The organism is Kitasatospora sp. NPDC048715, from assembly GCF_043198905.1.
In the GTDB taxonomy this organism is placed as follows: Bacteria; Actinomycetota; Actinomycetes; order Streptomycetales; family Streptomycetaceae; genus Kitasatospora; species Kitasatospora lactacystinica.
In genome coordinates this window covers 57390-73137 of the sequence record NZ_JBICVH010000031.1, presented here as the reverse complement: position 1 = coordinate 73137, position 15748 = coordinate 57390, and the positions used below count along the sequence as shown (strand labels likewise).

Genomic DNA, 15748 nt, shown 5'->3' with positions numbered 1-15748 from the left:
TGTTTCCAGCTTATCAGATGTTTTCCGCTCCGTTTTCCGGAGTTTCATTCATTCGATTCGCTTTCGCCTTTCGGCGCTCCCGAACTCTATCAGAGTTTCTCGGTCCGTTTTCCCCGGTCGTTCTCGAATTCAGATTCGAGCCCGTTTCCGAGGGGCCGTCCCGTGGGGCAACCCGGAGAACATTACGCACCGGGTTGCCCCACGTCAAACCGGCCTCAGCCGGTGTTGAGCGAGCGTCAGACCTCGACGACGACCGGCAGGATCATCGGCCGGCGGCGGTAGTTGTCCGCGACCCACTTGCCGATGGTGCGGCGGACCAGCTGCTGCACCTGACGGGGCTCCAGGACACCGTCGCTCGCCGAGCGGTCCAGCGCCTCCTGGAGCTTGGCGGCCACCGGGACGAACGCGTTGTCGTCGATGCCGGAGCCGCGGGCCTGGATGGTCGGGCCACCGACGATCTTGCCGTTGGTCGAGTCGACCGCGACGAAGACCGAGATGAAGCCCTCCTCGCCGAGGATCCTGCGGTCCTTGAGCGAGGCCTCGGTGATGTCGCCGACCGAGGAGCCGTCCACGTAGACGTAGCCGGCCTGCACCTTGCCGACGATGCGGGCGACGCCGCGCTCCAGGTCGACGCAGACACCGTCCTCGGCGATGACCACGCGGTTGCGCGGCACCCCGGTGGCGATGCCCAGCTCGGCGGCCGCGCGCAGGTGGCGCCACTCGCCGTGGACCGGCATCAGGTTGCGCGGCTTGCAGATGTTGAAGAAGTAGAGCAGTTCGCCGGCCGAGGCGTGGCCGGAGACGTGCACCTTGGCGTTGCCCTTGTGCACGACCTTGGCGCCCCAGCGGGTCAGGCCGTTGATCACCCGGTAGACGGCGTTCTCGTTGCCCGGGATGAGCGAGGAGGCCAGGACGACGGTGTCGCCCTCGACGATGCGGATCTGGTGGTCGCGGTTGGCCATCCGGGACAGCGCCGCCATCGGCTCGCCCTGCGAACCGGTGCAGATCAGCACGACCTCCTTGTCCGGCAGGTCGTCCAGCTGCTTGACGTCCACGACCATGTTGCCGGGGACCTTCAGGTAGCCGAGGTCGCGGGCGATGCCCATGTTGCGGACCATCGAGCGGCCGACGAAGGCGACCTTGCGCTTGTACTCGTGGGCCGCGTCCAGGACCTGCTGGATGCGGTGCACGTGGCTCGCGAAGGAGGCCACGATGATCCGCTTGTCGGCGTTCGCGAAGACGTTCCGCAGCGCCGCCGAGATGTCCCGCTCGTGCGGGATGAAGCCGGGGACCTCGGCGTTGGTGGAGTCCACCAGCAGGAGGTCCATGCCCTCCTCCGCCAGCTTGGCGAAGGTCGGCAGGTCGGTCAGGCGGCCGTCCAGCGGCAGCTGGTCCATCTTGAAGTCGCCGGTGGCCACGACCATGCCGGCCGGGGTGCGGACCGCGACCGCCAGGGCGTCCGGGATGGAGTGGTTGACGGCGATGAACTCGCAGTCGAAGGGGCCGATGCGCTCGCGCTCGCCCTCCTTGACCTCCAGCACGTACGGCCGGATGCGGTGCTCGGCGAGCTTGGCCTCGATCAGCGCCAGGGTCAGCTTGGAGCCGATCAGCGGGATGTCCGGGTTCTCCCGCAGGAGGAAGGGGACGGCGCCGATGTGGTCCTCGTGCCCGTGGGTGAGGACGATGCCGTCGACCTTGTCGAGACGGTCCCGGATGTAGCTGAAGTCCGGGAGGATCAGGTCCACGCCGGGCTGCTCGTCCTCGGGGAAGAGGACGCCGCAGTCGATGATCAGGATGCGGTCGCCGTACTCGAGGACCGTCATGTTGCGGCCGATCTCGCCGAGGCCGCCGAGCGGAGTGATGCGGAGGGCGCCCTCCTTCAGTGCCGGGGGCGCGCCGAGCTCGGGGTGCGGGTGGCTCAAAAGACTCTCCTCACGACGCACGCCATATGCCCGGGGTCCTCCCCCTGGAGACATATGGCGCGCGTACTCAGTGTCGTTTTCCTACTGGGTCTGTGCTCTCGCGCCTTCGGACCGGTTCAGCGGCGGACCCTGGGAGGTCCGGCGAGCCGGGGCGCGCACGTCCGTGTCTGTCAAAGGTGTACCCCGCCGGCGGCGAGATCCTGCTTCAATCGCTCGATCTCCTCGGGCGTCGCTCCGACCAGCGGCAGTCGCAGCGGGCCGGCGGGCAGTCCCTGGAGTTCCAGCGCGGCCTTGCCGAGGATCACTCCCTGGGTGCGGAACATACCGCTGAACACCGGGAGCAGGCGCTGGTGGATGCTCGTGGCCTTGACCACATCGCCCGCCAGGAAGGCCTCGATCATCGCCCGCAGGTCCCCGGCCACCACGTGCCCGACGACGCTGACCACGCCGACGGCTCCGACGGACAGCAGCGGCAGGTTGAGGATGTCGTCGCCGGAGTACCAGGCGAGGTCGGAGCGGGCGATCGCCCAGGCCGCGGCGCCGAGGTCGCCCTTGGCGTCCTTGTTGGCGACGATCCGCGGGTGCTCGCCGAGGCGGACCAGCGTCTCGTGGCTCAGCGCGACCCCGCTGCGGCCCGGGATGTCGTACAGCATGACCGGCAGCCCGGTCGCGTCGGCGACGGCGACGTTGTGCCGGTACAGGCCCTCCTGCGGGGGCTTGCTGTAGTACGGCGTGACGACCAGCAGGCCGTTCGCTCCGGCCGCCTCGGCCTGCCGGGCCAGCTCGACGCTGTGGTGGGTGTCGTTGGTCCCGACGCCGGCGACCACGTGGGCGCGGTCCCCGACCGCCTCGACCACGGCGCGGACCAGCTGGGCCTTCTCGGCGTCGCTGGTGGTCGGGGACTCACCGGTGGTGCCGTTGACGACGAGGCCGTCGTTGCCGGAGTCCACGAGGTGCGTGGCGAGGCGCTGGGCGCCGTCGAGGTCGAGCGCGCCGTCGGCGGTGAACGGGGTGACCATGGCGGTCAGGACCCGGCCGAACGGCGTCTGGGGGGTGGAGGTCGGAGCCATGCGTCCAAAGCTACTCGTAGGCGGTGGGGCGTTACCCATGCCGGTCCAGTGTTCGGACAGGTGTAGCGCGTCGGTGGCGCGGACGTGGGATTCCGGTGCTGCCCGCTCGGGGGTTCGGGCAGCACCGGAATCCGTGTTCACGAATGTAGGGAGCGGCTAGATAAGCCGCAATCCAGACATGCCAGACACTCTGCCCGTATGCCGGTCGTCCCAGGTCAGGGGGCGACCCGGCCGTGCTTCTCGAAGGCCGCATGGGTGAGCGGCATGAGCCGGGCCCACTGCTCCTCCATCTGCTCGGCGACCATCTCGATCTCGCGCTGCGGGAAGGACGGCACCGCCGAGTTCTCCCGCCGGGTGCGCAGCGACAGGAAGTGCATCAGCGAGCGCGAGTTGCAGGTCGCGTACATCGAGGAGAACAGGCCCACCGGCAGTACCGCGCGGGCCACCTCGCGGGCCACTCCGGCGGCCAGCATCTCCTGGTAGCGGGCGTAGGACTCGCGGTACGCGGCCTCCATCGCCCCGGTGGTGGTGCTGTGCTGCTCCGGCGTGCCCTCGTGGAACTCGTACTTGCCGGGGCGGCCCTGCTGGACCAGCTTGCGCTCCTCGCCCGGGACGTAGAAGACCGGCTGAAGCTCGCGGTAGCGGCCGGACTCCTCGTTGTACGACCAGCCGCTGCGGTGCCGGTGGAACTCCCGGAACACGAAGATCGGCGCGCTGATGAAGAAGGTCATCGAGTTGTGCTCGAACGGCGTGCCGTGCCGGTCGCGCATCAGGAAGTTGATCAGGCCCTTGGACTTCTCCGGGTCCTGCTGGAGGGCCTCCAGGGACTGCTCGCCCGCGGTCGAGACCCGGGCCGCCCAGATGACGTCCGAGTCGGCGGCGGCGCTGCGGACCAGCTCCACCGTCACGTCGCTGCGGAAGCTGGGGGCCGTCGGTTCGTCGCTCACGCGTTACTCCTTGCGGGTTCGGTGCTGTGCAGCTTGATGGCGTGCTGCATGGTCTTGCGGGCGCGCGGGGTGTCGCCGGCGTCGGCGTACGCCACGGCGAGGCGGAACCAGACCCGCCAGTCGCCCGGCGCGGCCTGTGCCTCGGCCTGGCGGCGGGCGAACACCGCGTCGGCCGAGGCCCGGTCGATCCGCCCGCCCTTGCTGCGCTTCAGCTCGTCCACCGGCAGGCCGCCCTCGGCCTCCAGTTCGTGGGCCAGCCGCTCGCTGTCCCGGCCGAAGCGGACGGTCTGGCGCAGGAACCAGACGCCGATCACCGGGATCACGAAGGCGCAGATCCCGATGCCGATGCCGAGCGGCTTGCCGGTCGCGATCAGCTGGACGCCCTCGCCCACGCAGACCAGGGCGACCAGCAGCAGCACGCCGGACAGGACGAAGAAACCGGTACGGGAGGTCATCGGGCCCCTCCGGGAGTCGGCTCGGTTCGGATCGACACTGTCACAGGTCCAGGAAGTGTTCGAGGCCGAAGGTCAGCCCCGGAGTCCCGACGACCTTGCGCACGCCCAGCAGGATGCCCGGCATGAAGCTGCTGTGGTGCAGCGAGTCGTGCCGGATGGTGAGCGTCTCACCGGTGTCGCCGAACATCACCTGCTGGTGGGCGAGCAGGCCGCGCAGCCGCACCGCGTGCACCGGCACCCCGTCCACGTCGGCGCCGCGCGCGCCGGGCAGGCTGTGGGTGGTCGGGTCCTGCTGCGGCGGCCGGCCGGCCTCGGCCCGGGCGGCGGCGATCAGCTGGGCGGTGCGGGTGGCGGTACCGCTGGGCGCGTCGGCCTTGCGGTCGTGGTGCAGCTCGACCACCTCGACCGACTCGAAGTACCGGGCGGCGATCTGGGAGAACTTCATGCCGAGGATGGCACCGATGGAGAAGTTCGGGGCGATCAGCAGGCCGAGCTCCGGGGCCTCGGCCAGCCGGCCGCGGACGGTGGCGAGCCGCTCGTCCGTCCAGCCGGTGGTGCCGGTGACCACGTGGATGCCGTGGTCCAGGCAGTAGTCGAGGTTGCCCATCACCGAGTCCGGATGGGTCAGCTCGACGGCGACCTGGGCACCGGCCTCGGTCAGCTCCTCCAGCTTCGAGCCGCGGCCGAGGGCGGCCACCAGCTCCAGGTCCGGCGCGGCCTCGACGGCCTTGACCGCCTCGGAGCCGATCCGACCCCTGGCGCCGATCACGGCGACACGCAGCGTCATAGCAAAGTTCCTCTCACCTGGGAATCAGCGGATCAGACCAGCAGGTCGGCGAGCTTGGCGGCCCGCTTGTCATTGACCGGGCCGATCAGCGCGAGCGACGGCCGGTGCGCGCCCAGCACATCACGCGCCACCGCGTGGACGTCCTCCAGGGTCACCGCGGCGATCCGCTCCAGCATGTCGTCCACCGACAGGTGGTGCCCGTAGCTGAGCTCGGCCTTGCCGATCCGGTTCATCAGCGAGCCGGTGTCCTCCATGCCGAGCACGGTGGAACCGGAGATCTGGCCGATCGCCCGGTTCAGCTCCTCCTCGGTGATGCCCTCCTCGACCACCTTGGCCAGCTCGGCGCGGCAGATCCGCAGCACCTCCTCGACCCGCTTGGGCTGGCAGCCCGCGTAGATGCCGAACAGGCCGCTGTCCGCGTAGGACGAGGAGTACGAGTAGACCGAGTACGCCAGGCCCCGCTTCTCGCGGACCTCCTGGAACAGCCGGGAGCTCATCCCGCCGCCGAGGGCCGCGTTGAGCACGCCCATCGCCCAGCGGCGCTCGTCGTGCCGCGGCACGCCGGGCACGCCCAGCACCAGGTGGGCCTGCTCGGTGGAGCGGTTGAGCACCTCGACCCGGCCGGCCGTGCGCAGCGCCTTGACGCCGCGGCGGGCCTCCGCGGGGGCCGCGGTGGAGGCCGCCAGCACCGCCGCGAAGGCCTGCTCGACCTGCTTCACCACCTTGCGGTGGTCGAGGTTGCCGGCCGCCGCGACGACCAGGTTCTCGGGCCGGTAGCGGCGGCGGTAGAAGCCGGCGATCTGGTCCCGGGTGAGCGTCCTGATGGTCTCCTGGGTGCCGAGGATCGGGCGGCCGAGCGGGCCGCTGCCGAAGATCACCTTGGCGAACAGGTCGTGCACCACGTCGCCCGGGTCGTCCTCCGCCATCGCCATCTCTTCCAGGATGACGCCGCGCTCGGACTCCACGTCCTCGGGCCGGATCAGCGAGCCGGTGAGCATGTCGCAGACCACGTCTATGGCCAGCGGCAGGTCGGTGTCCAGGACCCGGGCGTAGTAGCAGGTGTTCTCCTTCGCGGTGAAGGCGTTCATCTCGCCGCCGACCGCGTCCAGGGCGGCCGAGATGTCCAGCGCGCTGCGCCGCTCGGTGCCCTTGAAGAGCAGGTGCTCCAGGTAGTGGGTGGCGCCGTTGAGCTGCGGGGTCTCGTCCCGCGAGCCGACGCCGACCCAGATGCCGAAGGTGGCGGAGCGCACCGTGGGCAGGGTCTCGGTGACGACCCGAAGGCCGCCGGGGAGGACGGTGCGGCGTACCGTCCCGGCGCCGTCGACGCCCTTGAGCAGGGTCCGGGTGGTGCCGGGACGCTGCATTACCGCCGGGGCCTGCGCCACGGGGGGTACCTCCAGAGGAAACGCACGTGTGGATGGGCACGTACGGACGAACGCGTGGACAACGGGGTGCGGCCCGCACGCCGGGAGGCGTACGGGCCGCGGGGTCAGCTAGCGGCGCTTCACTCGGAAGCGGCCTCGCCGCCCTCCTCGCCCTCGACGACCGGGATCAGGGAGAGCTTGCCGCGCGGGTCGATCTCGGCGATCTCGACCTGGACCTTGGCGCCGACGCCGAGGACGTCCTCGACGTTCTCGACGCGCTTGCCGCCGGCCAGCTTGCGGATCTGCGAGATGTGCAGCAGGCCGTCCTTGCCCGGCATCAGCGACACGAACGCGCCGAACGTCGTGGTCTTGACCACGGTGCCCAGGTAGCGCTCGCCGACCTCCGGCATGGTCGGGTTGGCGATCTGGTTGATCGTGGTGCGGGCGGCCTCGGCGGCCGGGCCGTCGGCGGCACCGATGTAGATGGTGCCGTCGTCCTCGATCGTGATCTCGGCGCCGGTGTCCTCCTGGATCTGGTTGATCATCTTGCCCTTGGGGCCGATGACCTCACCGATCTTGTCCACCGGGATCTTGATGGTGATGATGCGCGGCGCGTTCGGGGACATCTCGTCGGGCGAGTCGATGGCCTCGTTCATCACGTCGAGGATGTGCAGGCGGGCGTCCTTGGCCTGCTTCAGCGCGGCGGCGAGCACCGACGCCGGGATGCCGTTCAGCTTGGTGTCCAGCTGGAGGGCGGTGATGAAGTTGCGGGTGCCGGCGACCTTGAAGTCCATGTCGCCGAACGCGTCCTCGGCGCCGAGGATGTCGGTCAGCGTGACGTAGTGGGTCTCGCCGTCGATCTCCTGGGAGATCAGGCCCATGGCGATGCCGGCGACGGCGGCCTTCAGCGGCACACCGGCGTTCAGCAGCGACATGGTCGAGGCGCAGACCGAGCCCATCGAGGTGGAGCCGTTGGAGCTGAGCGCCTCGGAGACCTGCCGGATGGCGTACGGGAACTCCTCGCGGGTCGGCAGCACCGGCAGCAGGGCGCGCTCGGCGAGCGCGCCGTGGCCGATCTCGCGGCGCTTGGGCGAGCCCACGCGGCCGGTCTCACCGACGGAGTACGGCGGGAAGTTGTAGTTGTGCATGTAGCGGCGGCGCGTCTCCGGGGAGAGCGTGTCCAGCTGCTGCTCCATGCGCAGCATGTTCAGCGTGGTGACGCCCAGGATCTGGGTCTCGCCGCGCTCGAACAGGGCCGAGCCGTGCACCCGCGGGATGGCCTCGACCTCGGCGGCCAGGGTGCGGATGTCGGTGACGCCGCGGCCGTCGATGCGGACCTTGTCCTTGATGACGCGCTCGCGGACGATCTTCTTGGTCAGCGCGTTGTAGGCGGCGCTGATCTCCTTCTCGCGGCCCTCGAACTCGGGCAGCAGCTTCTCGGCGGCCAGCGCCTTGACGCGGTCCAGCTCGTTGTTGCGCTCCTGCTTGCCCGCGATGGTCAGGGCCTGGGCGAGCTCGTCCTTGACGGCGGCGCTCAGCGCGGCGAGGACGTCGTCCTGGTAGTCCAGGAAGACCGGGAACTCGCCGGTCGGCTTGGCGGCCTGGGCGGCCAGCTGCGACTGCGCGGCGCACAGGACCTTGATGAACGGCTTCGCGGCCTCCAGGCCGGAGGCGACGATCTCCTCGGTCGGCGCCTCGGCGCCGCCCTCGACCAGCTTGATGGTCTTGTCGGTGGCCTCGGCCTCGACCATCATGATCGCGACGTCGCCGTCCGGCAGGACGCGACCGGCGACGACCATGTCGAAGACGGCCGACTCCAGCTCGCTGTGGGTCGGGAAGGCCACCCACTGGCCGTTGATCAGCGCGACGCGCACGCCACCGATGGGGCCGGAGAACGGCAGGCCCGCCAGCTGGGTGGACGCGGAGGCGGCGTTGATGGCGACCACGTCGTACAGGTGGTCGGGGTTGAGCGCCATCACGGTGACGACGACCTGGACCTCGTTGCGCAGGCCCTTGACGAAGGACGGGCGCAGCGGGCGGTCGATCAGGCGGCAGGTGAGGATCGCGTCCTCGGAGGGCCGGCCCTCGCGACGGAAGAACGAGCCGGGGATACGGCCCGCGGCGTACATCCGCTCCTCGACGTCCACCGTCAGCGGGAAGAAGTCGAAGTGCTCCTTCGGCTGCTTGGACGCGCTGGTGGCCGACAGCACCATGGTGTCGTCGTCCAGGTAGGCCACGGCGGAACCGGCGGCCTGACGGGCCAGACGGCCGGTCTCGAAGCGGATGGTACGGGTGCCGAAGGAACCGTTGTCGATCACGGCCTCGGCGTAGAACACGTTCTCTTCCACCTGGAAGATCTCCTCTTTCGTACGTCTCCGGGAGAGCGTCCCCGCGTACTGCCTGCGGTGGGCCCCGGGCCCTCGCCAGGAGGGCGGCAGTCGGGCCGGTCTTCGATCGAAGCCTCCGGAGTGCCCCGCTCGGTCTGCGGGGGTTCCGACGGCCACTACCGAGGACCGGCGCCTCACGGCTGCCGGGCCGGCTTGGGCGGTCCGCGTCTGGACGCTCTCTCGGATGCGGGCGGCTTCCGTTTGAAGCCTTCGTCCCGCGGGGGGTTCGGGTCCTTCTGCCCGGGTGGCGCGCTGTTTGCGCCATCACCCGGCATGCCCACAACCCTACGGTGCAATCCTCGGCCACCTGGGGAGGTGCGCGCGAGTTGTTATCTGCGGGCGCCGCGGCCCGATCGCCGCGGCATACGCGCGAGGGGCGGCTCCCCGGTGTGGGGAGCCGCCCCGAGCGGCGGTCTTAGCGGGCGCCACCGGCGGCACCGCGGCGGATGCCCAGGCGGTCGACGAGCGTACGGAAGCGCTCGATGTCCTTCTTGGCCAGGTACTGCAGCAGGCGGCGGCGCTGGCCGACCAGGATCAGCAGGCCACGACGCGAGTGGTGGTCGTGCTTGTGGGTCTTGAGGTGCTCGGTCAGGTCCGAGATACGACGGGAGAGCATGGCCACCTGGACCTCGGGGGAACCGGTGTCGCCCTCCTTCTGGCCGAACTCGGCGAAGATCTGCTTCTTGACGTCAGAGGCGAGAGCCACTGCAACTCCTTCGGGGTCTACCGAGCGGTCCTGGTCGACAGCACAGGACTCATCGAGAACTCGGTGTCGCGAGCACCGCCGACGCCCTGCGGCCCACGACGGGGCTGCGGACACACGGCTGCGCTCGGAGGCCAAGCGTACCAGTGCCGCCCCACCCGGCCGTCCGGTGGATCCGCGGGCGGCCGGGAGGGCGGCATCGGGGGCCGCGGCGGGCGGCCCGCGGGTCAGCCGGTGGCGCCGCGGACCAGCCGGTAGACGTCCAGGACGGCGAGCGCCAGCGGGACGAGCGAGATCAGGGTGAGGCTGTCCACCAGGTCCAGGATGCGCCCCCAGAACGGGGAGACCCCGAGCCGCGGCACCACCAGGGCGATCGCGGTGAGCAGCGCGGCGCCGAACGCGATCGAGGCGGTCAGCCAGATCGTGCGCAGGTCGAGCTCGGTGGTGGAGCCGGCCGCCCGCAGGAAGAACTGCGGGGTGTGCAGGGAGAGCCCGACGATCAGCAGGCTCAGGCCGAGCAGGCCGGCCACGGTGAGGCTGAGCACCTGCGCGGTGTAGCGGAACAGCCGGGCGCGCAGCATGGTGGTCAGGCCCAGCGCGAGCGCGAGCAGCTCGGGGAAGGTCTCGTCGGTGAAGCCGAGGACGGCGCAGGCGCCGACCACGACCGCGGCGCAGCCGCCGACCAGGCCGACCAGCACCTCGTGGCCGCGGCGGGCCTGGTGCGCGATCCGCTCGTACTGGACGGCCTCGGCGCGCTCGGCCTCCTCGTCGTAGTCGCGGCTGCGGGTACGGGTCTGGCCGGGGGCGCTGAAGCCGACCGGCAGCCGGGCGAAGCGGGCGGAGAGGCTCGGCAGGAAGCCGACCACGGCGACGGCGGCGACGCCGGTGACGGCGGCGATGTGCCCGGCCGGGGTCTGCGGCAGCAGGACGGCCGCGAAGGTGGCGAGCGCGCCGGCGGTGGAGACCAGGGCGGCGGCGACGAACACCGCGTCCTTCTCCGGCAGCAGGCCGGCCAGCAGCACGGAGACCACCAGGACGGCGACGCAGCCGGCCAGGAACTGGAGCCGGCCGGGGCCGTCCCCCGGGTGGGCGACGGCGATGAGGCCGCTGCCGCCGATCATGGCGTGCGGCAGCGCGCCGAGGCCGAGCGCGACGGCCGCGTGGGCGTCCCGGTAGACCCGGGCGCGCACCCCGGCGAGCGCCGTGAGCACGACGGCGCTGACGCCGGCCAGGACACCGGGCAGGCCGTGCATGTCGTGGCGCAGGTCGGAGAACCAGAGCGCGAAGCCGAGCAGGGTGAGCAGCACCCCGGCGCCGATCAGGCCGAAGCCGCGCATCAGCTCGGCGGTCCAGAACCGGCGGTCGGCCTCGACGGCGCTGGCGATCGCGTCGGCGACGTCGTCGTAGACGGCCGGCGGGAGCGACTCGGCGAACGGGCGCAGCGCCAGCAGGTCACCGTCGCGGACCTGCTGGGCGGCCAGCGGCAGCCCGCTGTCGAGCACCGTGCCGTCGCGGCGGACCAGGTGGAAGCCGGTGGGGGTGCCGTCGGGCTGGCTCTGGTTGGCCAGGCGCAGCACTTCGGGGTAGACGTCCGCGAGCGGGACGTCCTCGGGCAGGGCGACGTCGATCCGGCGGTCCGGGGCGACGACGGTCACCCGGCAGTAGCCCGTCGCGGTGGCGCTCATGCGTCCACCTCGCTGCGCTCGCCCATGAGGGCACCCACCTCGATCCTTCGACGCACTTGGCGCTCCCCCTTGTTGACGGTGCCGAGGCACGGCGGCGCTCGGTGTTGCTGTGGAACCGGCCCGGCCGGGCCGCGAGTTGGCGCGGCGTTACCCTACCCGTTCGGTTCGTGTCCGCTGCCGGTGCGTACCGGGCCCTGGCGGGCGGTGCGGGGGCGACCGTTAGGATCGGCGCCTGCGCAAAGGTACGGGGGCTGCGCTGGGTGGGGCGTCCTCAGCCACCGGATTCCCGTACGGACCGTACGCAATCGCGTGAGGGCTGATACCGAAGTGATCGATCGACGCCGCGGGGTGGATGACACATGGGTGTGATCACGGTCAAGCGACCGGCCAGGGCGTACCCGCCCACCGTGCCGGACGAACCGGTGGAGCTGGTCAGCCCGCCCGAACTGCCCCGGCAGGGCGGCGAGGACTGGCTGATGAGCATCCTGCCGATGATGGGCATGGGTGGATCGGCGGTGTTCTTCTTCTCGCCGGGGGCCGCGGCGCCGATGAAGATCATGGGCGGTCTGATGATCGCCTCGACGCTCGGCATGGTGCTGGCGCAGATCGTCCGGGCCCGCAAGGGCGGTTCGACCGCGATGGCGGACGAGCGGCGCGACTACCTGAAGTACCTCCAGCAGACCCGCCGCCAGGTGCGCCGCACGGCGGAGCGCCAGCGCGGCGCGCTGCTGTTCCTGAACCCGGCGCCGGACCAGCTCTGGTCGATCGTCGAGGACGGCCGGCGGCTGTGGGAACGGCGGACCGGGGACGGCGACTTCGCGCAGATCCGGGTGGGCCTCGGGCCGGTGCAGCTGTCCACGCCGCTGGTGGCGCCGCAGACCGCGCCGATGGACGAGCTGGAGCCGCTGTCGGCGGCCGCGATGCACTCCTTCCTGAAGGCCCACGGCACCCTCCAGGACCTGCCCCTGGCGGTCTCGCTGCGGGCGTTCTACCACATCACGGTGTGCGGGGACCCGGACTCGGTGTACGGGAACGTGCGCGCGATGATCGCCCAGCTGACCACCCTGCACTCGCCGGACGACCTGATGGTCGCGGTCGCGGCCGCGCCCGGTGCGGCCGACGAGTGGGAGTGGACCAAGTGGCTCCCGCACAACCAGCACCGCAAGGAGGCCGACGGCGCGGGCTCGCGCCGGCTGTTCGCGAGCGACCTGGGCGACCTGGAGTACCTGCTCCAGGACGAACTGGCCGGCCGCCAGCGCTTCGTGCGGGAAGTGGCGCCGCCGTCCGACCAGCCGCACCTGGTGGTCGTCATGGACGGCGCCGGGGTGCCGCACGAATCGCTGCTGGCGAGCCCGGAGGGCGTGCAGGGCGTGACCGTCATCGAGGTGGTGCCGGGCGAGGTCGACGAGCCCAGCGGGCACCTGATGGTGACGGTCGGCGCCGAGGAACTGGTGCTGCGCTCGGCCTCCGGCGCGACGTACACCGGCAAGCCCGACCTGCTGTCGGTGTGGCAGTCCGAGGCGCTGGCCCGGCAGTTGGCGCCGTACCGGATCTCGGCCGGCGGGGACGACGAGCCGCTGCTGTCCAACCTCGACTTCACCGACATGATGGGCTCGGGCGACCCGGGCTCCTTCGACGTGGCCCGCAGCTGGCGCCCGCGCGCCCAGCACGAGCGGATGCGGGTGCCGATCGGCGTCGGCGCCAACGGCGAGCACGTCTACCTGGACATCAAGGAGGCCGCGCTGGAGGGCATGGGCCCGCACGGCCTGTGCGTGGGCGCGACCGGTTCCGGCAAGTCGGAGCTGCTGCGCACGCTGGTGCTGGCACTGGCGATGACCCACTCCTCGGAGATCCTGAACTTCGTCCTCGCCGACTTCAAGGGCGGTGCGACCTTCTCCGGCATGGCGGACATGCCGCACACCTCCGCGGTGATCACCAACCTGGAGGGCGAGCTCACCCTGGTCGACCGCATGCGCGACGCGATCGAGGGCGAGCTGCACCGCCGCCAGGAACTGCTGCGCTCGGCGGGCAACTACGCCAACATCCACGAGTACGAGCGGGCCCGGGCGGCCGGCGCGGCACTGGACCCGCTGCCCTCGCTCGTTCTGATCATCGACGAGTTCTCCGAACTCCTCACCGCCAAGCCCGACTTCATCGAGATGTTCATCCAGATCGGCCGGATCGGCCGCTCGCTGGGCGTGCACCTGCTGCTGGCCTCGCAGCGCCTGGAGGAGGGCAAGCTGCGCGGCCTGGACACCTACCTGTCGTACCGGATCGGTCTGCGCACCTTCTCGGCCGCGGAGTCCCGGGCGGCGATCGGCGTACCGGACGCCTACCACCTGCCGCCGGTGCCGGGCGTCGGCTACCTCAAGTTCGGCGAGGACGTGATGGACCGGTTCAAGGCCGCCTACGTCTCGGGGCCGTACCGGGCGCCGGGGCAGCAGCGGTCGACCGGCGGGCGGCGGGTCAACGCGCGCCCGGTCGAGTTCACCGCGGCCTTCGTGGACCTGCCGGACCCGGTGGAGGAGGAGGTCGCGCCGCAGGCCCCGGAGCAGGACGACGCCCTGGTGGACACCGTGCTGGACGTGTTCGTCCAGCGGATGGCCGGCCAGGGCCCGGCCGCGCACCAGGTGTGGCTGCCGCCGCTGGAGGAGGCGCCGAGCACGGACCACCTGCTGCCGCCGCTGCAGGTCGTGCCGGAGCGCGGACTGACCGCGCCCGGTTACCCGGCGGGCCGGCTGCGGGTGCCGATCGGCATCGTCGACAAGCCGCGCGAGCAGAAGACGGACATCCTGGAGGTCGACTACGCGGGGGCGGCCGGCCACGGCCTGATCGTGGGCGGCCCGCGCTCCGGCAAGTCCACCGTGGTGCGCACCACGGTGGCCTCGTTCGGCCTCACCCACACCCCGCTGGAGGTGCAGTTCTACCTGCTCGACTTCGGCGCGGGCAGCTTCCAGTCGCTCGCCGGGCTGCCGCACGTCGGCGGGGTGGCCGGGCGCCTGGACGTGGACAAGGTGCGCCGGATGGTCTCCGAGGTGCACGGGGTGCTCAACCGGCGCGAGGAGCTGTTCCGGGCCGCCGGGATCGACACCATCGGCACCTACCGGGCCCGCCGGGCGGCCGGCCAGCTGCCGGACGAGGCCTTCGGCGACGTCTTCCTGGTGATCGACGGCTGGAACACCTTCAAGCAGGAGTTCGAGGGCCTGGAGCCGGTGATCGGCGACATCGCCCAGCGCGGCCTCGGCTACGGCGTGCACCTGGTCATCACCGCGGCCCGGTACGCCGAGGTGCGCCCGGCGCTGAAGGACCTGCTGCAGAACCGCACCGAGCTGAAGCTCGGTGACGCGATGGAGTCCGAGGTCGACCGCCGGGTGGCGCAGAACGTCCCGCCGCTGGCCGGGCGCGGCATCACCCCGGAACGGCTGCACTTCCTGTCCGGCCTGCCGCGCCTGGACGGCTCCTCCTCGGTGGACGACCTCCAGACCGGGGTGGCCGGGCTGGTCAGCGCCATCGACGGGGCCTGGACCGGCCCGCGCGCCCCGCAGGTGCGGATGCTGCCGGCCGTACTGGACGGCCACTCGCTGCCGAAGGGCTTCGAGCACCCGGAGCGCGGCGTCGCCTTCGGCGTGGACGAGGCGGAGCTGGCGCCGGCCTTCGTCAACTTCGAGACCGACCCGCTGTTCATCGTCTTCGGCGACACCGAGTCCGGAAAGTCGGCGGTGCTGCGGATGCTGATCAAGCAGATCACCGAGCGCTACACCCCGGACCAGGCGGGCATCGTGGTCGGCGACTACCGGCGCGCGCTGCTCGGCACCGTGCCGCCGGAGTACCTGGTGGAGTACGCGGCCGCGCAGCCGGCCATGGCGGCCATCGTCGACATGCTGCGCGGCGCCTGCTCGCGCCGCCTGCCGGGCCCGGACGTGACCGCCGAGCAGCTGCGCAACCGCAGCTGGTACAGCGGCAAGGACATGTTCGTGATCGTCGACGACTACGAGCTGGTCTCGACGAGCTCGGGCAACCCGCTGGCCCCGCTGGCCGAGTTCCTGCCGTTCGCCCGCGACATCGGCCTGCGGGTGATCGTGGCCCGCAGCGCGGGCGGCGCCGGCCGCTCGCTGTACGAGCCGGTGCTGCAGCGGATGCGCGAGCTCGGCGGCCAGGGCGTGATCCTCTCCGGCAACCGGGACGAGGGCGCGCTGCTGGGGACGGTCAAGCCGCAGGCGCTGCCGCCGGGCCGGGGCGTCTACGTGTCACGCCGGGTGACCAGCGGGCAGATGGTCCAGACGGGCTGGCTGCCGGTGGCGTAGCCGCGCCGGCCGTCACGGACGGTGAGCGAAGGGGTCGGACCCGTGGGGTCCGGCCCCTTCGGCGTCCCAGGTTCCGAAACGTTACCTGCCACTTTCCGGGCGGGGGCTGCGGTTCCCGTACCCG

Annotated in this window: 10 protein-coding genes; 1 reads left to right on the top strand and 9 read right to left on the bottom strand. The window is 71.4% G+C overall.

Going from position 1 to position 15748, the window contains the following annotated elements; all coding sequences use genetic code 11:
* Positions 1-236 precede the first annotated feature (236 nt).
* The 9 genes from ACGFSC_RS41080 to eccD all read right to left on the bottom strand — a co-directional run bounded on the left by ACGFSC_RS41080 (position 237) and on the right by eccD (position 11320).
* Entirely contained in the window at positions 237-1922 is a 1686-nt protein-coding gene (locus ACGFSC_RS41080) for a ribonuclease J (RefSeq protein ID WP_359911588.1), read from the bottom strand.
* A 170-nt stretch (positions 1923-2092) separates the two neighbouring features.
* Complete coding sequence (gene dapA / locus ACGFSC_RS41075) at positions 2093-2992, bottom strand: 4-hydroxy-tetrahydrodipicolinate synthase (RefSeq protein ID WP_359911591.1); 900 nt, start codon at positions 2990-2992, stop codon at positions 2093-2095.
* Between the two features lie 215 nt (positions 2993-3207).
* Entirely contained in the window at positions 3208-3939 is a 732-nt protein-coding gene (gene thyX / locus ACGFSC_RS41070) for an FAD-dependent thymidylate synthase (protein ID WP_359911594.1), read from the bottom strand.
* On the bottom strand, positions 3936-4394 hold the full coding sequence (locus ACGFSC_RS41065; RefSeq protein WP_359911597.1) for a tetratricopeptide repeat protein: 459 nt from the start codon (positions 4392-4394) through the stop codon (positions 3936-3938). Before ACGFSC_RS41065 ends, thyX begins: the two co-directional genes overlap by 4 nt.
* Before the next feature lie 40 nt (positions 4395-4434).
* Complete coding sequence (gene dapB, locus ACGFSC_RS41060) at positions 4435-5181, bottom strand: 4-hydroxy-tetrahydrodipicolinate reductase (RefSeq protein WP_359911600.1); 747 nt, start codon at positions 5179-5181, stop codon at positions 4435-4437.
* A gap of 32 nt (positions 5182-5213) precedes the next feature.
* Positions 5214-6545 (bottom strand): pitrilysin family protein, encoded by a 1332-nt coding sequence (locus ACGFSC_RS41055; protein ID WP_359911647.1) that lies wholly within the window; start codon positions 6543-6545, stop codon positions 5214-5216.
* 140 nt (positions 6546-6685) lie between these two features.
* Positions 6686-8893 carry a polyribonucleotide nucleotidyltransferase gene (locus ACGFSC_RS41050; RefSeq protein WP_359911603.1) on the bottom strand — a complete coding sequence of 736 codons (2208 nt, stop codon included), beginning with the start codon at positions 8891-8893 and terminating at the stop codon, positions 6686-6688.
* Between the two features lie 454 nt (positions 8894-9347).
* Positions 9348-9638, bottom strand: a complete 291-nt coding sequence (gene rpsO, locus ACGFSC_RS41045) for a 30S ribosomal protein S15 (RefSeq protein WP_031072625.1) — start codon at positions 9636-9638, stop codon at positions 9348-9350.
* 224 nt (positions 9639-9862) lie between these two features.
* Positions 9863-11320, bottom strand: coding sequence for a type VII secretion integral membrane protein EccD (gene eccD, locus ACGFSC_RS41040; protein WP_359911606.1), 1458 nt, complete (start codon positions 11318-11320; stop codon positions 9863-9865).
* 359 nt (positions 11321-11679) lie between these two features.
* On the opposite strand from eccD, the gene eccCa reads away from it, so the two are divergent.
* Complete coding sequence (eccCa, locus tag ACGFSC_RS41035) at positions 11680-15624, top strand: type VII secretion protein EccCa (RefSeq protein ID WP_359911609.1); 3945 nt, start codon at positions 11680-11682, stop codon at positions 15622-15624.
* The last annotated feature ends 124 nt before the right edge of the window (positions 15625-15748 follow it).